Annotated in this window: 14 protein-coding genes; 11 read left to right on the forward strand and 3 right to left on the reverse strand. The window is 36.5% G+C overall.

Features of this window, described 5'->3' with window-relative positions; all coding sequences use genetic code 11:
• Positions 1 to 10: 10 nt before the first annotated feature.
• From ppsA to J0871_RS07395, 4 genes are all read left to right on the forward strand, one after another.
• Positions 11 to 2,377: a phosphoenolpyruvate synthase gene (gene ppsA, locus J0871_RS07380; protein ID WP_208224556.1), complete on the forward strand. Its 2,367-nt coding sequence runs from the start codon at positions 11 to 13 to the stop codon at positions 2,375 to 2,377.
• Between the two features lie 107 nt (positions 2,378 to 2,484).
• Positions 2,485 to 5,112, forward strand: coding sequence for a cation-transporting P-type ATPase (locus J0871_RS07385; protein WP_208224557.1), 2,628 nt, complete (start codon positions 2,485 to 2,487; stop codon positions 5,110 to 5,112).
• 78 nt (positions 5,113 to 5,190) lie between these two features.
• A complete protein-coding gene (locus J0871_RS07390; RefSeq protein WP_208224559.1) occupies positions 5,191 to 5,631 on the forward strand; it encodes a hypothetical protein in 441 nt (146 codons plus the stop codon).
• Positions 5,632 to 5,734: 103 nt separating this feature from the next.
• Positions 5,735 to 6,034 carry an HPF/RaiA family ribosome-associated protein gene (locus tag J0871_RS07395; RefSeq protein ID WP_075325918.1) on the forward strand — a complete coding sequence of 100 codons (300 nt, stop codon included), beginning with the start codon at positions 5,735 to 5,737 and terminating at the stop codon, positions 6,032 to 6,034.
• Between the two features lie 102 nt (positions 6,035 to 6,136).
• Here J0871_RS07395 and J0871_RS07400 read toward each other — a convergent pair whose 3' ends face one another.
• Positions 6,137 to 6,634 (reverse strand): DUF456 domain-containing protein, encoded by a 498-nt coding sequence (locus J0871_RS07400; protein WP_208224561.1) that lies wholly within the window; start codon positions 6,632 to 6,634, stop codon positions 6,137 to 6,139.
• Between the two features lie 360 nt (positions 6,635 to 6,994).
• On the opposite strand from J0871_RS07400, the gene J0871_RS07405 reads away from it, so the two are divergent.
• The 7 genes from J0871_RS07405 to J0871_RS07435 all read left to right on the forward strand — a co-directional run bounded on the left by J0871_RS07405 (position 6,995) and on the right by J0871_RS07435 (position 11,807).
• Positions 6,995 to 7,357, forward strand: a complete 363-nt coding sequence (locus J0871_RS07405; RefSeq protein ID WP_057482135.1) for a BlaI/MecI/CopY family transcriptional regulator — start codon at positions 6,995 to 6,997, stop codon at positions 7,355 to 7,357.
• Positions 7,357 to 8,937 carry a M56 family metallopeptidase gene (locus tag J0871_RS07410; protein ID WP_208224563.1) on the forward strand — a complete coding sequence of 527 codons (1,581 nt, stop codon included), beginning with the start codon at positions 7,357 to 7,359 and terminating at the stop codon, positions 8,935 to 8,937. The genes J0871_RS07405 and J0871_RS07410 overlap by 1 nt, the downstream gene beginning before the upstream one ends.
• A gap of 22 nt (positions 8,938 to 8,959) precedes the next feature.
• On the forward strand, positions 8,960 to 10,075 hold the full coding sequence (locus J0871_RS07415; RefSeq protein WP_208224565.1) for a tetratricopeptide repeat protein: 1,116 nt from the start codon (positions 8,960 to 8,962) through the stop codon (positions 10,073 to 10,075).
• Between the two features lie 47 nt (positions 10,076 to 10,122).
• Entirely contained in the window at positions 10,123 to 10,521 is a 399-nt protein-coding gene (locus J0871_RS07420; protein WP_208224567.1) for a hypothetical protein, read from the forward strand.
• 69 nt (positions 10,522 to 10,590) lie between these two features.
• Positions 10,591 to 11,160 (forward strand): hypothetical protein, encoded by a 570-nt coding sequence (locus J0871_RS07425; protein WP_243870425.1) that lies wholly within the window; start codon positions 10,591 to 10,593, stop codon positions 11,158 to 11,160.
• 53 nt (positions 11,161 to 11,213) lie between these two features.
• Positions 11,214 to 11,396, forward strand: a complete 183-nt coding sequence (locus J0871_RS17290; RefSeq protein ID WP_208224568.1) for a type II toxin-antitoxin system HicA family toxin — start codon at positions 11,214 to 11,216, stop codon at positions 11,394 to 11,396.
• Between the two features lie 6 nt (positions 11,397 to 11,402).
• Positions 11,403 to 11,807: a type II toxin-antitoxin system HicB family antitoxin gene (locus J0871_RS07435; RefSeq protein ID WP_208224569.1), complete on the forward strand. Its 405-nt coding sequence runs from the start codon at positions 11,403 to 11,405 to the stop codon at positions 11,805 to 11,807.
• On the opposite strand, the gene J0871_RS07440 is transcribed toward J0871_RS07435, so the two are convergent.
• Both J0871_RS07440 and J0871_RS07445 read right to left on the reverse strand, forming a co-directional pair.
• The gene (locus J0871_RS07440; protein WP_208224570.1) at positions 11,804 to 12,079 is read right to left on the reverse strand and encodes a YciI-like protein; all 276 of its coding nucleotides are present in this window, start codon (positions 12,077 to 12,079) and stop codon (positions 11,804 to 11,806) included. The genes J0871_RS07435 and J0871_RS07440 overlap by 4 nt on opposite strands.
• A 2-nt stretch (positions 12,080 to 12,081) precedes the next feature.
• Positions 12,082 to 13,230, reverse strand: coding sequence for a glycosyltransferase (locus J0871_RS07445; RefSeq protein WP_208224571.1), 1,149 nt, complete (start codon positions 13,228 to 13,230; stop codon positions 12,082 to 12,084).
• Between the last annotated feature and the right edge of the window lie 80 nt (positions 13,231 to 13,310).

The raw sequence follows: 13,310 nt of genomic DNA on the forward strand, positions 1-13,310 counted from the left end.
AATTAAGCTTATGAAATTCATTAAAAAATTTAGAGAGATATCTATAAAAGATGTCACAAAGGTTGGCGGTAAAAATGCTTCTCTTGGTGAAATGTATAACGAACTATCTTCTGAAGGTGTTTTGGTGCCAGATGGTTTCGCTACCACTTCAGAAGGTTTTTGGACCTTTTTAAAATCGAATAATATTGAAGAAGAAATAGAAGGTTTATTGAAAAAACTTGATAGGAAGAATTATGAGAACCTTAGCAGCATTGGCTCTGAAGCCAGGGAACTGATTTTACGGGGAGAATTTTCCAAAGAATTTTCCGAAGAAATTGTTGCCGCATATAACGATTTGGGAAAAGGAGAAAATATCCAGGTTGCCGTGAGAAGTAGCGCCACCGCAGAAGATTTACCGGGTGCGAGTTTTGCCGGCCAGCATGACACCTTTTTAAATATTAGAGGAAACGAAGCTTTACTTGAGGCGGTTAAGAAATGTTTTGCCTCACTTTATACAAACAGGGCCATTAAATACCGGGAAGACCAGGGCTTTTTGCATCACGAAATAGCACTTTCGGTAGGGGTGCAAAAGATGGTACGGTCTGATATTAGTTGCTCGGGGATTGGTTTTAGTCTTGAACCCGAATCTGGTTTCAGGAATATTATTCATCTTTCAGGTATTTGGGGATTGGGTGAAAATATAGTGCAGGGCCTGGTAAACCCCGATGAATTTGATGTATTCAAACCGACTATTGATAAAGCTGAAAATCCTATTATTCAGAAGAAACTGGGGCATAAAGAGCTTTCTATGGTTTATGCCGAATCCAGCGGTCATTCTTCAACCGTAAACATCGAAACGCCGCTGGAGAAACAGGATAGTTTTGTTTTAAATGATGAAGAGATAATTCAACTTTCCCGGTGGATTTTACTAATAGAAAAGCATTACGATCGCCCAATGGATGTGGAGTGGGCAAAAGACGGTTTAACCAACGAACTTTTTATTACCCAGGCCCGTCCGGAAACAGTACATAAGGATGAAGATAAACGCTTTTATATTGAATATCACCTAAAGCAAAAAGGCGAAATTTTAACTAGCGGAAGCGCTATTGGTTCGAGCATCGCCACCGGTAAAGCGCGATTTTTAAAGTCACCTGAAGAAGGACACAAGTTAAATTCCGGGGAGATTCTTATTACCAATAACACCAGCCCAGATTGGGATCCGTTATTAAAATTGGCAGCCGCAGTAGTAACTGATAGAGGCGGAAGAACCAGTCATGCAGCAATTGTAGCCCGCGAACTTGGTGTGCCGGCAATAGTGGGAACAAACGATGCTACCACCAAAATTAAAGATGGGGAAATGATTACCGTTTCCTGTGAAGGCAAAACCGGTTTTGTTTATAAAGGTGCCCTTGAATTTGATATTAAGGAAATTGATTTTGGAAAAATTTCCCTTCCAAAAACGGAGGCTAAATTCATTCTATCAGATCCAGACCGGGCCTTTCAACTTTCTTTTTATCCAAATACAGGAATTGGATTATTACGAATGGAATTTATAATTACCCATAAAATAAAAATTCACCCAATGGCTTTGGTAAAATATGATGAGGTTAAAGAAAAAGCTGCAAAAAAAACCATAGACGAACTAACCTGGCAATATAAAAATAAAAGTGATTTTTTTGTTGAAGAATTATCCCGCGGAATAGCCGTAATGGCGGCCGCATTTCACCCAAAAGAAGTAATTGTTAGGCTTAGCGATTTTAAAAGTAACGAATATGCAAACCTAATTGGAGGCCGTCAATTTGAACCTTTAGAAGAAAATCCTATGCTTGGTTTTAGAGGCGCTGCGCGTTATCCTCATCCTAACTATAAAGAAGCTTTTGAGCTTGAGTGCAAAGCTATTAAAAGAGTTAGGGAAGAAATGGGTCTTGATAATTTAAAAGTGATGATTCCTTTTTGCAGAACGATTGAAGAAGCAAAATCCGTAATAAAGCTTATGAAAAAATTCGGTTTGGAGCGCGGAAAGAATTCTCTTGAAATCTATATGATGGTTGAAATTCCCTCTAACGTAATTCTCCTTGAAGAATTTGCAGAACATTTTAACGGATTTTCCATAGGATCTAACGATCTCACACAACTCACGCTGGGTGTTGATCGCGATTCAGAATTAATGGTAAGTGTTTTTGATGAAAATAATGCTGCTGCTAAAGAAATGGTTTCCACAGCGATACAAAAAGCCAGGAAAGTCGGGAAGAAAATAGGACTTTGCGGGCAGGCGCCCAGTGATTTCCCCGAATTCGCTTCATTTCTGGTAAAAGAACAAATAGATAGTATTTCGTTTAATCCTGATGCACTTTTAAAAGGAATAGAGAATATTAATAAGGCCGAGGCCGGGCAGTAAACAACTTCGGGGGCAGGCTCAGGAAGCATTGATATTGGAAAATATAATCTGATTTCGAGGCAATCCCCGGAATATTTAATCTTGATTATCGAGTAAAATACTAAGAAATGTCTAAAGATCTGCACACGCTCTCTGTTGAAAAAATCCTGTCGGAATTTAAAGTAGATCCCAATAAAGGATTAGATAGTTCTGAAGTTAAATCAAGATTAGAAAAACACGGAGCTAATCGATTAAAAGAATCGAAATCTAAAAATATCGAACTCATATTTTTAGAGCAATTTCTTGATCCTATAATCTATATTCTGGCTACCGCGATGGCATTGGCTTATTTCTTTGGCGAATGGCTGGAAGGTACGGCGGTTTTAATAGTGATCCTTATTACCGCCTTAATAGGTTTTTTTATGGAGTGGCAGGCGCTTCGCTCGGTAGAGGCTCTGCAGAAAATGGTAGAAACCCAGGCCAATGTTTTGCGTAGTGGTAAGGAAGAGCAAATTAAGGCGGCAGGTTTGGTTCCCGGTGATATTGTAATTATGGAGAGTGGCGATGTTATTCCTGCCGATTGCCGAATGCTGAAAACCGAAAGTTTTGCGGTAAAAGAAGCTATTCTCACCGGGGAAAGTAATCAGATAGAAAAAAATATTGAAACACTTCCCGAAAAAGTTCCTCTGACCAATCGTAAAAATATGTTGTATAAAGGTACGATTGCGGTTAGGGGAAAAGCAAAGGCCATTGTAATAGCAACAGGCATTAATACCGAAATTGGCCGTATTAGCGAACTCACCAGTAGTGCTAAAAAGCAAAGTACGCCTTTAGAAAAAAAGTTGAAAAAACTAAGCAGATGGCTTATATGGCTCACTTTAATTCTAGCGATGCTAATTGTAATAACCGGTTACTTTCAGGGCAAAGATTTAATGCTGATGATAAAAACCGGAATTGCCTTAGCGGTAGCAGCAATTCCTGAAGGTTTGCCCATTGTGGCCACCATAGCTCTTGCAAGGGGGATGCTTCGACTTTCTAAAAAGAATGTAGTGATTAAAAAATTGGAGGCGGTTCAAACTTTAGGTGAAACCGGGATAATTTGCACCGATAAAACTGGCACACTTACCGAAAATAAAATGAGCGTTCACCATTTAATGTTGGGCACTTTAGATTTTCCGGCAACCGAAGCAGCAAATTTCAAAACAGATCCTGCTTTTGAAAAACTGATACAAATTGGTAGCCTCTGTAATAATTCAAAATTAAAAGATGACAAATTCACTGGAGATGCCGTGGAGATCGCGTTAGTTGAATTCGCTGCCGAGATGGGATTTGATTATAAAAAACTTCAGCAAAAATACCCGAAAATACAGGAGGTTCCTTTTGATGCTGAAATCAAAAAAATGGCCACATTACATAATTTTGAAAGCAAATATTTAATTTGTGTGAAAGGAGCTTTGGAGGCTTTGCTTGATTATTGTGATTTCATTTTAACCAAAGATGGGGCAAAACAATTTCTGGATAAAGAGGAATGGCAAAAACAGTCAAAATTAATTGCAGCCGAAGGAATGCGTGTTCTGGCTTTTGCTTTTAAACAAACTGATGCGAAGCCAGATTATGAAGATTTAATGAATAATCTAACTTTCGTAGGAATTTTAGGATTTTTAGATCCGCCGCGAAAGGATATTAAACAAGCAATTGAAACTTATAAAAACGCGGGAATACGGGTGGTAATGGTAACCGGAGACCATCCTGATACTGCTAGGAAAATAGGTGAGGAGATTGGGTTAATAGCTGAAGACGCCCCTCAAGAGATGGTAGTACATGGTGCCGATCTTGAAGAAATAGGCAGTTTACCTGAAGATAAGCAAAAGACCTTGATGCAGGCGGGAATTTTTGCCAGGATGGTTCCCGGCCAAAAACTGGATTTAGTAGAATTTTATCAAGAAAATAAAGCGATTGTGGGAATGCTGGGAGATGGGGTAAACGATGCGCCGGCTCTTAAAAAAGCAGATATCGGCATTGCCATGGGAATTAGAGGAACCGAGGCTGCCAAGGAAGTTGCCGATGTGATCTTGATGGACGATAAATTCACCTCTACCGAGCTTGCCATACGGCAGGGACGTACCATTTTTGAAAATATCAGGCAATTTGTAATCTTTTTACTTTCGTGTAACCTGGCAGAAATAATCTCGGTAGCCCTGGCATCCTTTAGTAACTTGCCAATGCCCTTACTTCCGCTTCAAATACTTTTTCTAAACCTGGTAACCGATGTTTTCCCCGCATTAGCGCTGGGTGTGGGTAAAGGAGATCCAAATATTATGAAAGATCCTCCCAGGGATCCGCAGGAGCCAATACTCACCAAAAAACTCTGGACCGCCACAGTTTTATATGGTTTAAGTATTACAGCGGCGGTAATTGGCGTTGTGGCCTACACACATTTTAAAATGGGTCTAAGTGCTATTGTGGTAAATAATATTGCTTTTTACACCCTTATTTTAGGGCAGTTACTGAATGTCTTTAATCTACCCGGACGAAAAATATCTTTCCTGAAAAATGAAGTGACCTCCAACCCGTGGGTTTGGGGAGCATTGATTTTTTCGGTTTTAACTATGGTGCTGGTTTATCATATTCCCTTAATGGCAGAAGCTCTATCACTGGTACCACTTTCAGCGAATCACTTTATAATTATCGTGGTTTTTGGGTTTGCTTCATTAGTGTTATCCCAAATTTTAAAGTTCCTGAAATTGGCGAATTAAACTTACCTGCGACTGACGAAAATCATACTTTTTTAGATCGTATTATATTAATTTCAATGTATAATAAAACTATTAATTATGGAAAGTATAAGGAAAAGGCCAAAGGGCGATTTTATTGCCGAAGCCAATATGGAGCAGCTCTATACGCTCACTAAACACTGGAATTCAGATTTACATTTTTTCAGGGACGATCTCACTTTTCTACATAAACTTTTAGATAGCTATTTTATATGGATAGATAAAGATGAAAATTATAAGGTGGCCTCAAAAATGAAGAATGAACTTCTAAAATTAAAAGAACGTTGCCAGGATCTATTGGAGAAAACCGATAAACATAGGCAGCAAATAGGGAAAATGATTCTTGAAAAAATGGAAGATTCCAGGGTTTTTAGAATGGAACACGAACATTTGGAAGATGAAATCGCAAGTTTTGTAAAAGCCTTCAGGTTAAACAGGTTAGAAGTTTTTAAGATTACAGAGTATATAAAAGATACCGACAAGCGGCCTGAATACTCATAAAATGATCGTTAAGATTTGGTCTAATTGAATCCAAAGTGACCTTTATCATATTTAATAAGAAACCTTAAACCTAATTTTGAACTAACAATTAAAACCTACTACTATGTTCATCAATATTCAATTTATAAAAACAAAAGGAAGTCAGAATTTAACTCAATTTGTATCAGAACACTTAGATAAATTATCAGAAAAATATGAATGGCTTATTAGAGCCGAAGTTTATTTTAAAGAAGAAAATGACCCAACGGGAAGATCAAAAATTTGTGAGATCGAGCTTAGTGCTCCTGGCCCCAGGATTTTTGCTTCCTCTACAGAAGAAAGTTTTGAATTAGCCATCAAAAAAACCATCTTCGAACTTGACCAGCAGCTCAAGAAAAGAAAGGCTGTTTTTGTAGCACATTAAGATGCTTGCAGAGGCTGTTTAAAAATAACAGGTTTTACATCTCATTTCGTTTAGCCCAAATTTACCAGACTTTAGTTAAACCATTTTTAAACAGTCTCTTTTTTAAAATATCAATTCCCTAAATTCCCAGGCTTTATAGCTAAAGAAAATTAAAAACCCTACCGCTACTACCAACTCCATAAATGTAGAAGCAAGAAGACCAATAAAAGATCCGTAGGCTGCCCGCAAAGCCGATTTAGAATCAGATTTATTAATAATCTCCCCAATAAAGGCTCCTGCAAAAGCTCCTATTATTATTCCTAGCGGGATTGGAACAAAAATCCCGATTACCAATCCAATAGTAGCGCCCCACATTCCGGCTTTACTGCCTCCATACTTTTTTGTCCCCATTGCGGGAATTACTAGTTGTAAAACATAAATTATAGCAGCGAGAATCAAAGCGATTCCCAAAACCAAGTAATTTATTGGCACTGATGGTGCTAAATAGAGTAGAAGTAATCCTACCCAACTAAGCGGTACACCGGGCAAAACCGGTAAAAAACTTCCCAGAATCCCAAGGATCATTAAAACCGCTCCAACTCCAAAAAATATTAGATCCATAGACTTTTAAATGTTTTGATTATCAAATATAATTTAATTCCAAAGAAGTTTTTAACTAAATTATTAGGTTAAACTAAAATGTTAGTTTATATTAGCAGTGTTGAATTTGAATCTTACGTCATCCTGAACTTGTTTCAGAGCCTGCTCCGAATAAATTCGGAGATATAGTTTCAATTCATCCTGGAATCCCGAAGTTAATTCGGGATAAAGTCTGAAATAAATTCAGCTTGACGAGTAATAAGAATTAAAAGTTTGAATATAGATTCCCGCCTGCGTGGGAATGACAAATGAATATAACAAGAGATTTCCGCCGGAGTTTATCCCGATTTTTTATCGGGGCGGAAATGACAAAAATTAATTATGAAACAACTAACCAAAGCCGAAGAAGAGATAATGCAAATTCTCTGGAAACTGGAGAAAGCCAATGTCGCTTCAATAATAGAAGAAATGCCAGAGCCTAAACCGGCTTACAACACGGTTTCTACCATTGTAAGAATCCTGGAAGATAAGGGTTTTGTAGATCACGAAAAGAAAGGGAAAGGTTATTTATATTTTCCGCTTTTGGCTCGTGAAACTTATAGCAATCAAAGCATCAATAAATTGATGAACAATTATTTTAACGGCTCCTTTAAAAGTATGGTTTCCTTTTTTATGAAGAAAAACGATATGGATACTAAAGATTTAGAAGCCATTTTAAAAGAAATTAATAAAAAAGAAAAGTAATGTTAGATTATATACTTCAGGTAGTTGTGTTTCAATTCGGTTTTTTGCTGATGTATGAACTGCTGCTAAAAAAAGAGACGTTTTTCAATATAAACAGGCTGTATTTATTAGTAACACCGCTTGTTTCACTTTTACTGCCCTTATTGAAATTTGAAAGTTTATCGACGCTTGTTCCTACAGACTCTATTTCTGCACTTTCACAGGTTTTGCTTCCCGAAGTTTATATTGGCGATCAACCGGAGAATATTCAGCAATTACCCGCTGTAAATGTGGTGCAGGAGCAGGGATTACAAATAAACTGGTGGCTGGTAACCTATGTTTCAGGAGTGGTACTTAGCTTAATTTTATTGCTGAAAAAATATCAAAACTTAAATCATCTATTCCGTTTTAGAAGAATTTCAGAAGATAAAGAGTTGCGAATTATTGAAGTTCCAAACTCAAACATTGCCTGTACTTTTTTCAAAACCATCTTTTTAGGCGATAAATTATCTGAAGCAGAAAAGCAGCAAATTTTGTCTCACGAGCTTGTTCACGTAAAACAAAGGCATAGCCTGGACCTGGTATTTTTTGAAGCTTTAAAGATCATATTTTGGTTCAATCCGCTAGTGTATATCTACCAAAGCAGGATTGCCACTTTGCACGAGTTCATCGCCGATGCAAACGTGGTTAAAACCACAACCAAACGCAGCTATTATGAGCAGTTGCTAAACACCGCGTTTAACACGCAGAACATTTCATTCATCAATCAATTTTTTAATCATTCATTAATCAAAAAACGAATTATTATGTTACAAAAATCAAGATCAAAAACAATTGCGAAATTCAAGTATTTATTTGTGCTGCCTTTACTTTTTATGATGCTGACTTATGTTTCGTGTTCAGATGAAAATTCATCTATAAATGCATCTGAAAATGATCCACTTGCTCAGTATAGTTACACCATAAATGTGGATGAAGGAATGACTGAAGAGAATAAAAAAGTTCATGAAAAATATGAGGAATTTTTAATCAATAATAAGAATTACGTAAGCTGGGCAACGATTGATGATAGAACTATTAGTTATTCAGTGCATAATAGAAATGAAGAAGTACCTGAAGGCTATATCAAACTATATGTTAGCGATAAGTATGATATGTATATTAATTTGCCAAATTCCGGAGAGGAAAAAGATGCCGATAAATACGCTGAAGAAATAGAATACGATAATGAAAGCGGAGTACCTTTTGCCGTCGTAGAAGATGTCCCTGTATTTGAAGGTTGTGAAGACTCAAGTACTAATGAGGAGAAAAAAGAATGTATGAGTCGGAAGATTTCCCAATTTGTAAATATGAATTTTAATACCAATCTAGGTGAGGAATTAAATCTAAAAGGAACAAATAGGGTCATTACCCAATTTAGGATAGATGAAACCGGAAAAGTTGTAGATGTAAAAGCGCGAGCTTCACATCCAGCTTTACAGGAAGAAGCCATAAGAGTTATTTCTGGACTTCCAAAAATGCAGCCGGGGAAACAAGATGGTAAGGACATAAGTGTTATGTATTCTCTTCCTATAGTTTTTCAAGTAGGTAGCAGTGAATAGAGTTAGTCTAATAATTATTTTTATGTTAGCCTTCAAAGCCGAAGCTCAAACTTCGGCTTTGGCTGTTTCAGACAGTTTGTATGCCGTTGGGGAATATGCCGAGGCCATAAATAAACTTCAGGAGCTAGATCCTAAAACGGAGAAAACTTACTTAAAACTTGCCAAAAATTATGCGGCCAACAGGCAACCCGAAATCGCACTTGAGAACTATAAAAAAGTTTTAAGTCAAAATCCCGAACGCGTTTTAACCACAATAGATTACGGCGAATTATTGGTAAAAAGTGGGAAATTAAAGTTAGCCGATAGTCTTTTTAAAGATCTAACCGAGAAATATCCCGATAATGCCAATTTTAAATATCAGCTGGGTTTGATCAAGGAGAAGTTAAAAGATAGTACGGCAATAAGTTATTTTATGTTCACTATAGCCTTAGATAACACGCATCAGGGTGCACTTTATAAGCTGGCAAAAGATAAATTAAAGCACCGTCAGTATACGATGGCTGAGCACTTTAGTAAAATAGGATTGAAGGTGAATCCAGACAATCCTTCCTTGCTTTCCATCCTGGCACAAACCTATTCTTCACTGAAGCTGTATAAAGAAGCGCTTCAACCTTATGAAAAGCTGATAGAAATTGGGCAGGATTCAGAATTTATCTATAGTAAACTTGGGTTTGCTTATTATCGACTTAAAGAGTACGAAAAAGCAATTAAAAACTATAATAAAGCTTTGGAGATGGAAGACAGAAATTCAGATACACATTATACTCTCGGGAAATTATATGCCCTAACCGGGGATTTAGATAAATCTGAAACCCATTTATTAATGTCTATTCTTATAAAAAAGCAACCGGTAGATGCCGAATATTTGAGTTTGGGACTAACCTATAAGATGCAGGAAAAATATAAAGACGCGTTAGATTATTTTAATAAAGCCCTGGAAGAAAACCCAGATAATGAAAGAGCTTTATACGAACGTGCCGTAGCTGCCGATAATTATATGGCAGACGATTCAACCGTGATAAAATATTACCTGGCTTATTTTAATAAATATGAAACTATTGGTAACGATGGAATGTTATACAGGGCAAAAACACGGGCAAGCGATCTGAAGAAAAAGATGCATTTAGCTGAAAATTAATTTACTTTTCCACATCGAGCATTTGAAAAAACTTTGAATTAACACCTATGAAATTTAAAATTACTTTACTTTTTTTCAGTCTTTTTCTCATTGCTAATACAGGGCTTTCCCAGGAAGCTTTTGAAATCAATGTTTTTGTAGACGCCGATAAAAATATCTATTTGGAAGAGCAAAAACTAAGTATGAGCCAACTTTTAGAAGAAACAAAAGCTTTGGTTTATAAGCAGCCGGCAGTGAAATATAACCGACTTGTTTACAATATCTATGCAGACAAGAACCTGAAACATGGTTTTATTATGGATATAAATCATCAACTTTTACGAGCCGTGGAAGGTTTAAAATCAAAGACGAATAAATATCTTTTGGAGTATAACAACCTGGATCTTGATGAGGCTGCCTGGCAGTTAGAAATAAAGTCTTTAAAACTGGATGCAATAGAAGATTAGCTTTTTATTTTTCCCCAGCCTTTCTCCTAATTTTCCTTACTTTTGCTTAAAGTCCAAGTGCGTTTGCCAATGAAAAAAGCTTTACTCGATAATCGAGATTTAAATGCTCTGAAACCTGTCTCAAGATTTAAGTCTTATTTCTTCAATAATTGTTTATTAGTCTTGTTTCGGCGTGGATTATTTGTAATTGCACTTTTACTAATTTCCTCCTGTAATTTTGAGACCAAGAAAATTTCTTCAGAAGAAGTGCTGGAACTGGAATCCCGAACGCTGAATTGGAAAGAAGTAGACGAATATCCGGCTTTTGAAAACTGCCAGGACGAAACCGAACTACTTGCGGCCCGGGAATGTTTTGAGCGAGAAGTAGCCGAAAATATTTATGCTTATCTTTCTAAACAACAGCCGGTAGTTACTGAATCTATAGACGATACGCTTTATCTTTACCTGGAAATAAATAGTGCGGGCCGTCCCGAGATAGATTCGGTTAAAATAGATTCTACCTTAAATAATCAACTTCCAGAATTGCGAATGTGGTTAGACCAGAGCATAGATTCTCTTCCAAAAATTTATCCTGCAAGTAAGCGCGGCGTGCCGGTTTCTACCGTTTTTAAAATGCCTATTGTTATTAAAGCTGAGTAATAATTCACATATAACAGTTTTGTTATATAACATTTTCGTTATATATTTAAAGAGTGAATTCGGTTTCCTTAATTAAAGCAATTAAAAAAGATGGTTGGTACCTCGTAAGAACAAAAGGAAGTCACCATCATTTTAAACATCCTGAAAAGAGAGGGATTGTCACCATTCCGCATCCTAAAAAAGATCTTCCTAAGGGAACGGTGAATTCAATTTTAAAACAAGCCGGAATTAAATAAATTACAATGAAAAAGATTAATGTATATGTTGAAAAGGCCGAGGATGGGACTTACTGGGGAAGTACTCAAAATATCCCAGGCGGAGTAAGTGCTTTTGGAAATTCATTAGATGAATTAAAGCAAAATCTCAAAGTTGCGTTTGAGGATTATATAGAAGTAGCAGAAGATCTTAATGAAGAATGGTTAGATGAAATTAAAGGTTTAACTGAATTTGAATATAGGCTGGATATAGCTTCATTTTTTAAGCTTCTTCCAATAAAAATTTCTGCTATCGCCGAAAAATCCGGTATAAACCCTTCTCTCATGAGGCAATATGCCAGTGGAAAAGCAAATGCTTCAGAAGAAAGAGCAAGAAGAATAGAAAAAGCGATTCACGAATTAGGTGAAGATCTTCTTTCAGTATCAATTTAATTGCCAATTACCACATTCCATTTTTTCACTGACCAGCTTTGAATAAGGCCGTTTTTCACGTATGGATCGTTTTGGGCAAAAGCTTCGGGGATTTTCTCACTGTCTGCCTTAAAAACCAATACAGCTTCGTTTGCCGCATCTATTGCTCCACCAAGTATTAGATAGCCTTCATTAAAATATTCGGTCGCGTGGTTTAAGTGTTCTTTTCTGTATTTTACTCTTTCCTCCAGGTAATTTTCAGAGGTAGTATAATCTAAAATATAATAATCCATCTTTAGTTTTTAAATTGTCTTCCCTTCCAGGAAAAGTCCGAAAATAGGGATTTAACCGCGACGTAAGTGCTAAAGAAAGAATAAAAGATACTGCTCCAAAAATAACTTCGCAATACTGTTTCTCGCTGAAAAAATTTAGCTGAGCTGTAGATCAGTATAAAATCAAGATTAAATTTTACTAGAAAAATAATCAAAATAGGCTGGTAGGGCAAGAGTTGAAAAAAGACTAAAAAAGCAGCGATCACAAGACTTAAGTTCATCAAAAGCACGCTTATTCCGGTGAATTTTGCAAATAAGCTTTTGTAAGCCGGTGCTTTAGAAGCCCAACGAATTCGTTGCGAAACCAAATCGCCCAAATTTTGTTGAGCTGTGGTATATACAATTGATTCCCGGCTTTTTAAAAACCCGATTTTATAATTCCCCTGTTGAAATTTTTGAAGTAAAAAAACATCATCACCGCTTGCAATGTTATCATTTCCGGTAAACCCTAAAACCTTTAAAAAGGCCTGCCTATTATAACATAAATTGGCGCCATTGCACATAAAAGCTCTCTCAATTCCAAAAGCTCCGGCAGTGGATGCCTGAAGACTCAAAACATCTAGCTCTTCAAAATTCCTTAAGATATTTTTGCGCCTATTATTTGTGTTTGCTGCTGGAAGAGAATTTAAAGCGACCGGCCCCGCAATGAGTTTATTCCCGGTTTTAACTATAAAATAATTATAAATTTTTAACCAGTTCTCAGGAACCTGGCAGTCTGCATCGGTAGTAATTATATATTCAAAATTAGCTGAATCAATCGCAGTGTTAATTGCGTCTTTTTTTGGGGAACTTGAAGTACGTTGGTTTTCTAAAACTTTTAAATTAGAATCTAGATGCGTTTGCTGAAATTCTTTGATGATTTCCACCGAATTATCTTCTGACTCATCATCCACCAGGATAATTTCAAACTTAGAATTTGGGTAATTTATTTCAGTTAAAGATTTTAGTAAAATCGGTAAATTTTCGGCTTCATTTCTAAAAGGGATAATAATAGAAAACCGAATTTCCACGGGTAAATTTTTCGAAGAGAATTCAGGAATTTTTTTCCAGCCGTAAAGCAGCATTAGCATTAAAACCGAATAACAAATACAGATTATAATAAAGATGAACATATTCGGTTTTTTAATTCTTAATTTCCCTGTAAAGTAAACCAAATCACTGCAAATTAAAGAACAGTAGAAAGAGAAAATAT

The sequence above is a fragment of the Salegentibacter sp. BDJ18 genome, from assembly GCF_017579965.1.
Taxonomy (GTDB): domain Bacteria; phylum Bacteroidota; class Bacteroidia; order Flavobacteriales; family Flavobacteriaceae; genus Salegentibacter.

Bases quoted from the DNA above. Each gene is read 5' to 3' on its own strand.
- ppsA (WP_208224556.1), top strand. From the start codon at position 11: ATGAAATTCATTAAAAAATTTAGAGAGATATCTATAAAAGATGTCACA.
- J0871_RS07385 (WP_208224557.1), top strand. From the start codon at position 2,485: ATGTCTAAAGATCTGCACACGCTCTCTGTTGAAAAAATCCTGTCGGAA.
- J0871_RS07390 (WP_208224559.1), top strand. From the start codon at position 5,191: ATGGAAAGTATAAGGAAAAGGCCAAAGGGCGATTTTATTGCCGAAGCC.
- J0871_RS07395 (WP_075325918.1), top strand. From the start codon at position 5,735: ATGTTCATCAATATTCAATTTATAAAAACAAAAGGAAGTCAGAATTTA.
- J0871_RS07400 (WP_208224561.1), bottom strand. From the start codon at position 6,634: ATGGATCTAATATTTTTTGGAGTTGGAGCGGTTTTAATGATCCTTGGG.
- J0871_RS07405 (WP_057482135.1), top strand. From the start codon at position 6,995: ATGAAACAACTAACCAAAGCCGAAGAAGAGATAATGCAAATTCTCTGG.
- J0871_RS07410 (WP_208224563.1), top strand. From the start codon at position 7,357: ATGTTAGATTATATACTTCAGGTAGTTGTGTTTCAATTCGGTTTTTTG.
- J0871_RS07415 (WP_208224565.1), top strand. From the start codon at position 8,960: ATGTTAGCCTTCAAAGCCGAAGCTCAAACTTCGGCTTTGGCTGTTTCA.
- J0871_RS07420 (WP_208224567.1), top strand. From the start codon at position 10,123: ATGAAATTTAAAATTACTTTACTTTTTTTCAGTCTTTTTCTCATTGCT.
- J0871_RS07425 (WP_243870425.1), top strand. From the start codon at position 10,591: ATGAAAAAAGCTTTACTCGATAATCGAGATTTAAATGCTCTGAAACCT.
- J0871_RS07435 (WP_208224569.1), top strand. From the start codon at position 11,403: ATGAAAAAGATTAATGTATATGTTGAAAAGGCCGAGGATGGGACTTAC.
- J0871_RS07440 (WP_208224570.1), bottom strand. From the start codon at position 12,079: ATGGATTATTATATTTTAGATTATACTACCTCTGAAAATTACCTGGAG.
- J0871_RS07445 (WP_208224571.1), bottom strand. From the start codon at position 13,230: ATGTTCATCTTTATTATAATCTGTATTTGTTATTCGGTTTTAATGCTA.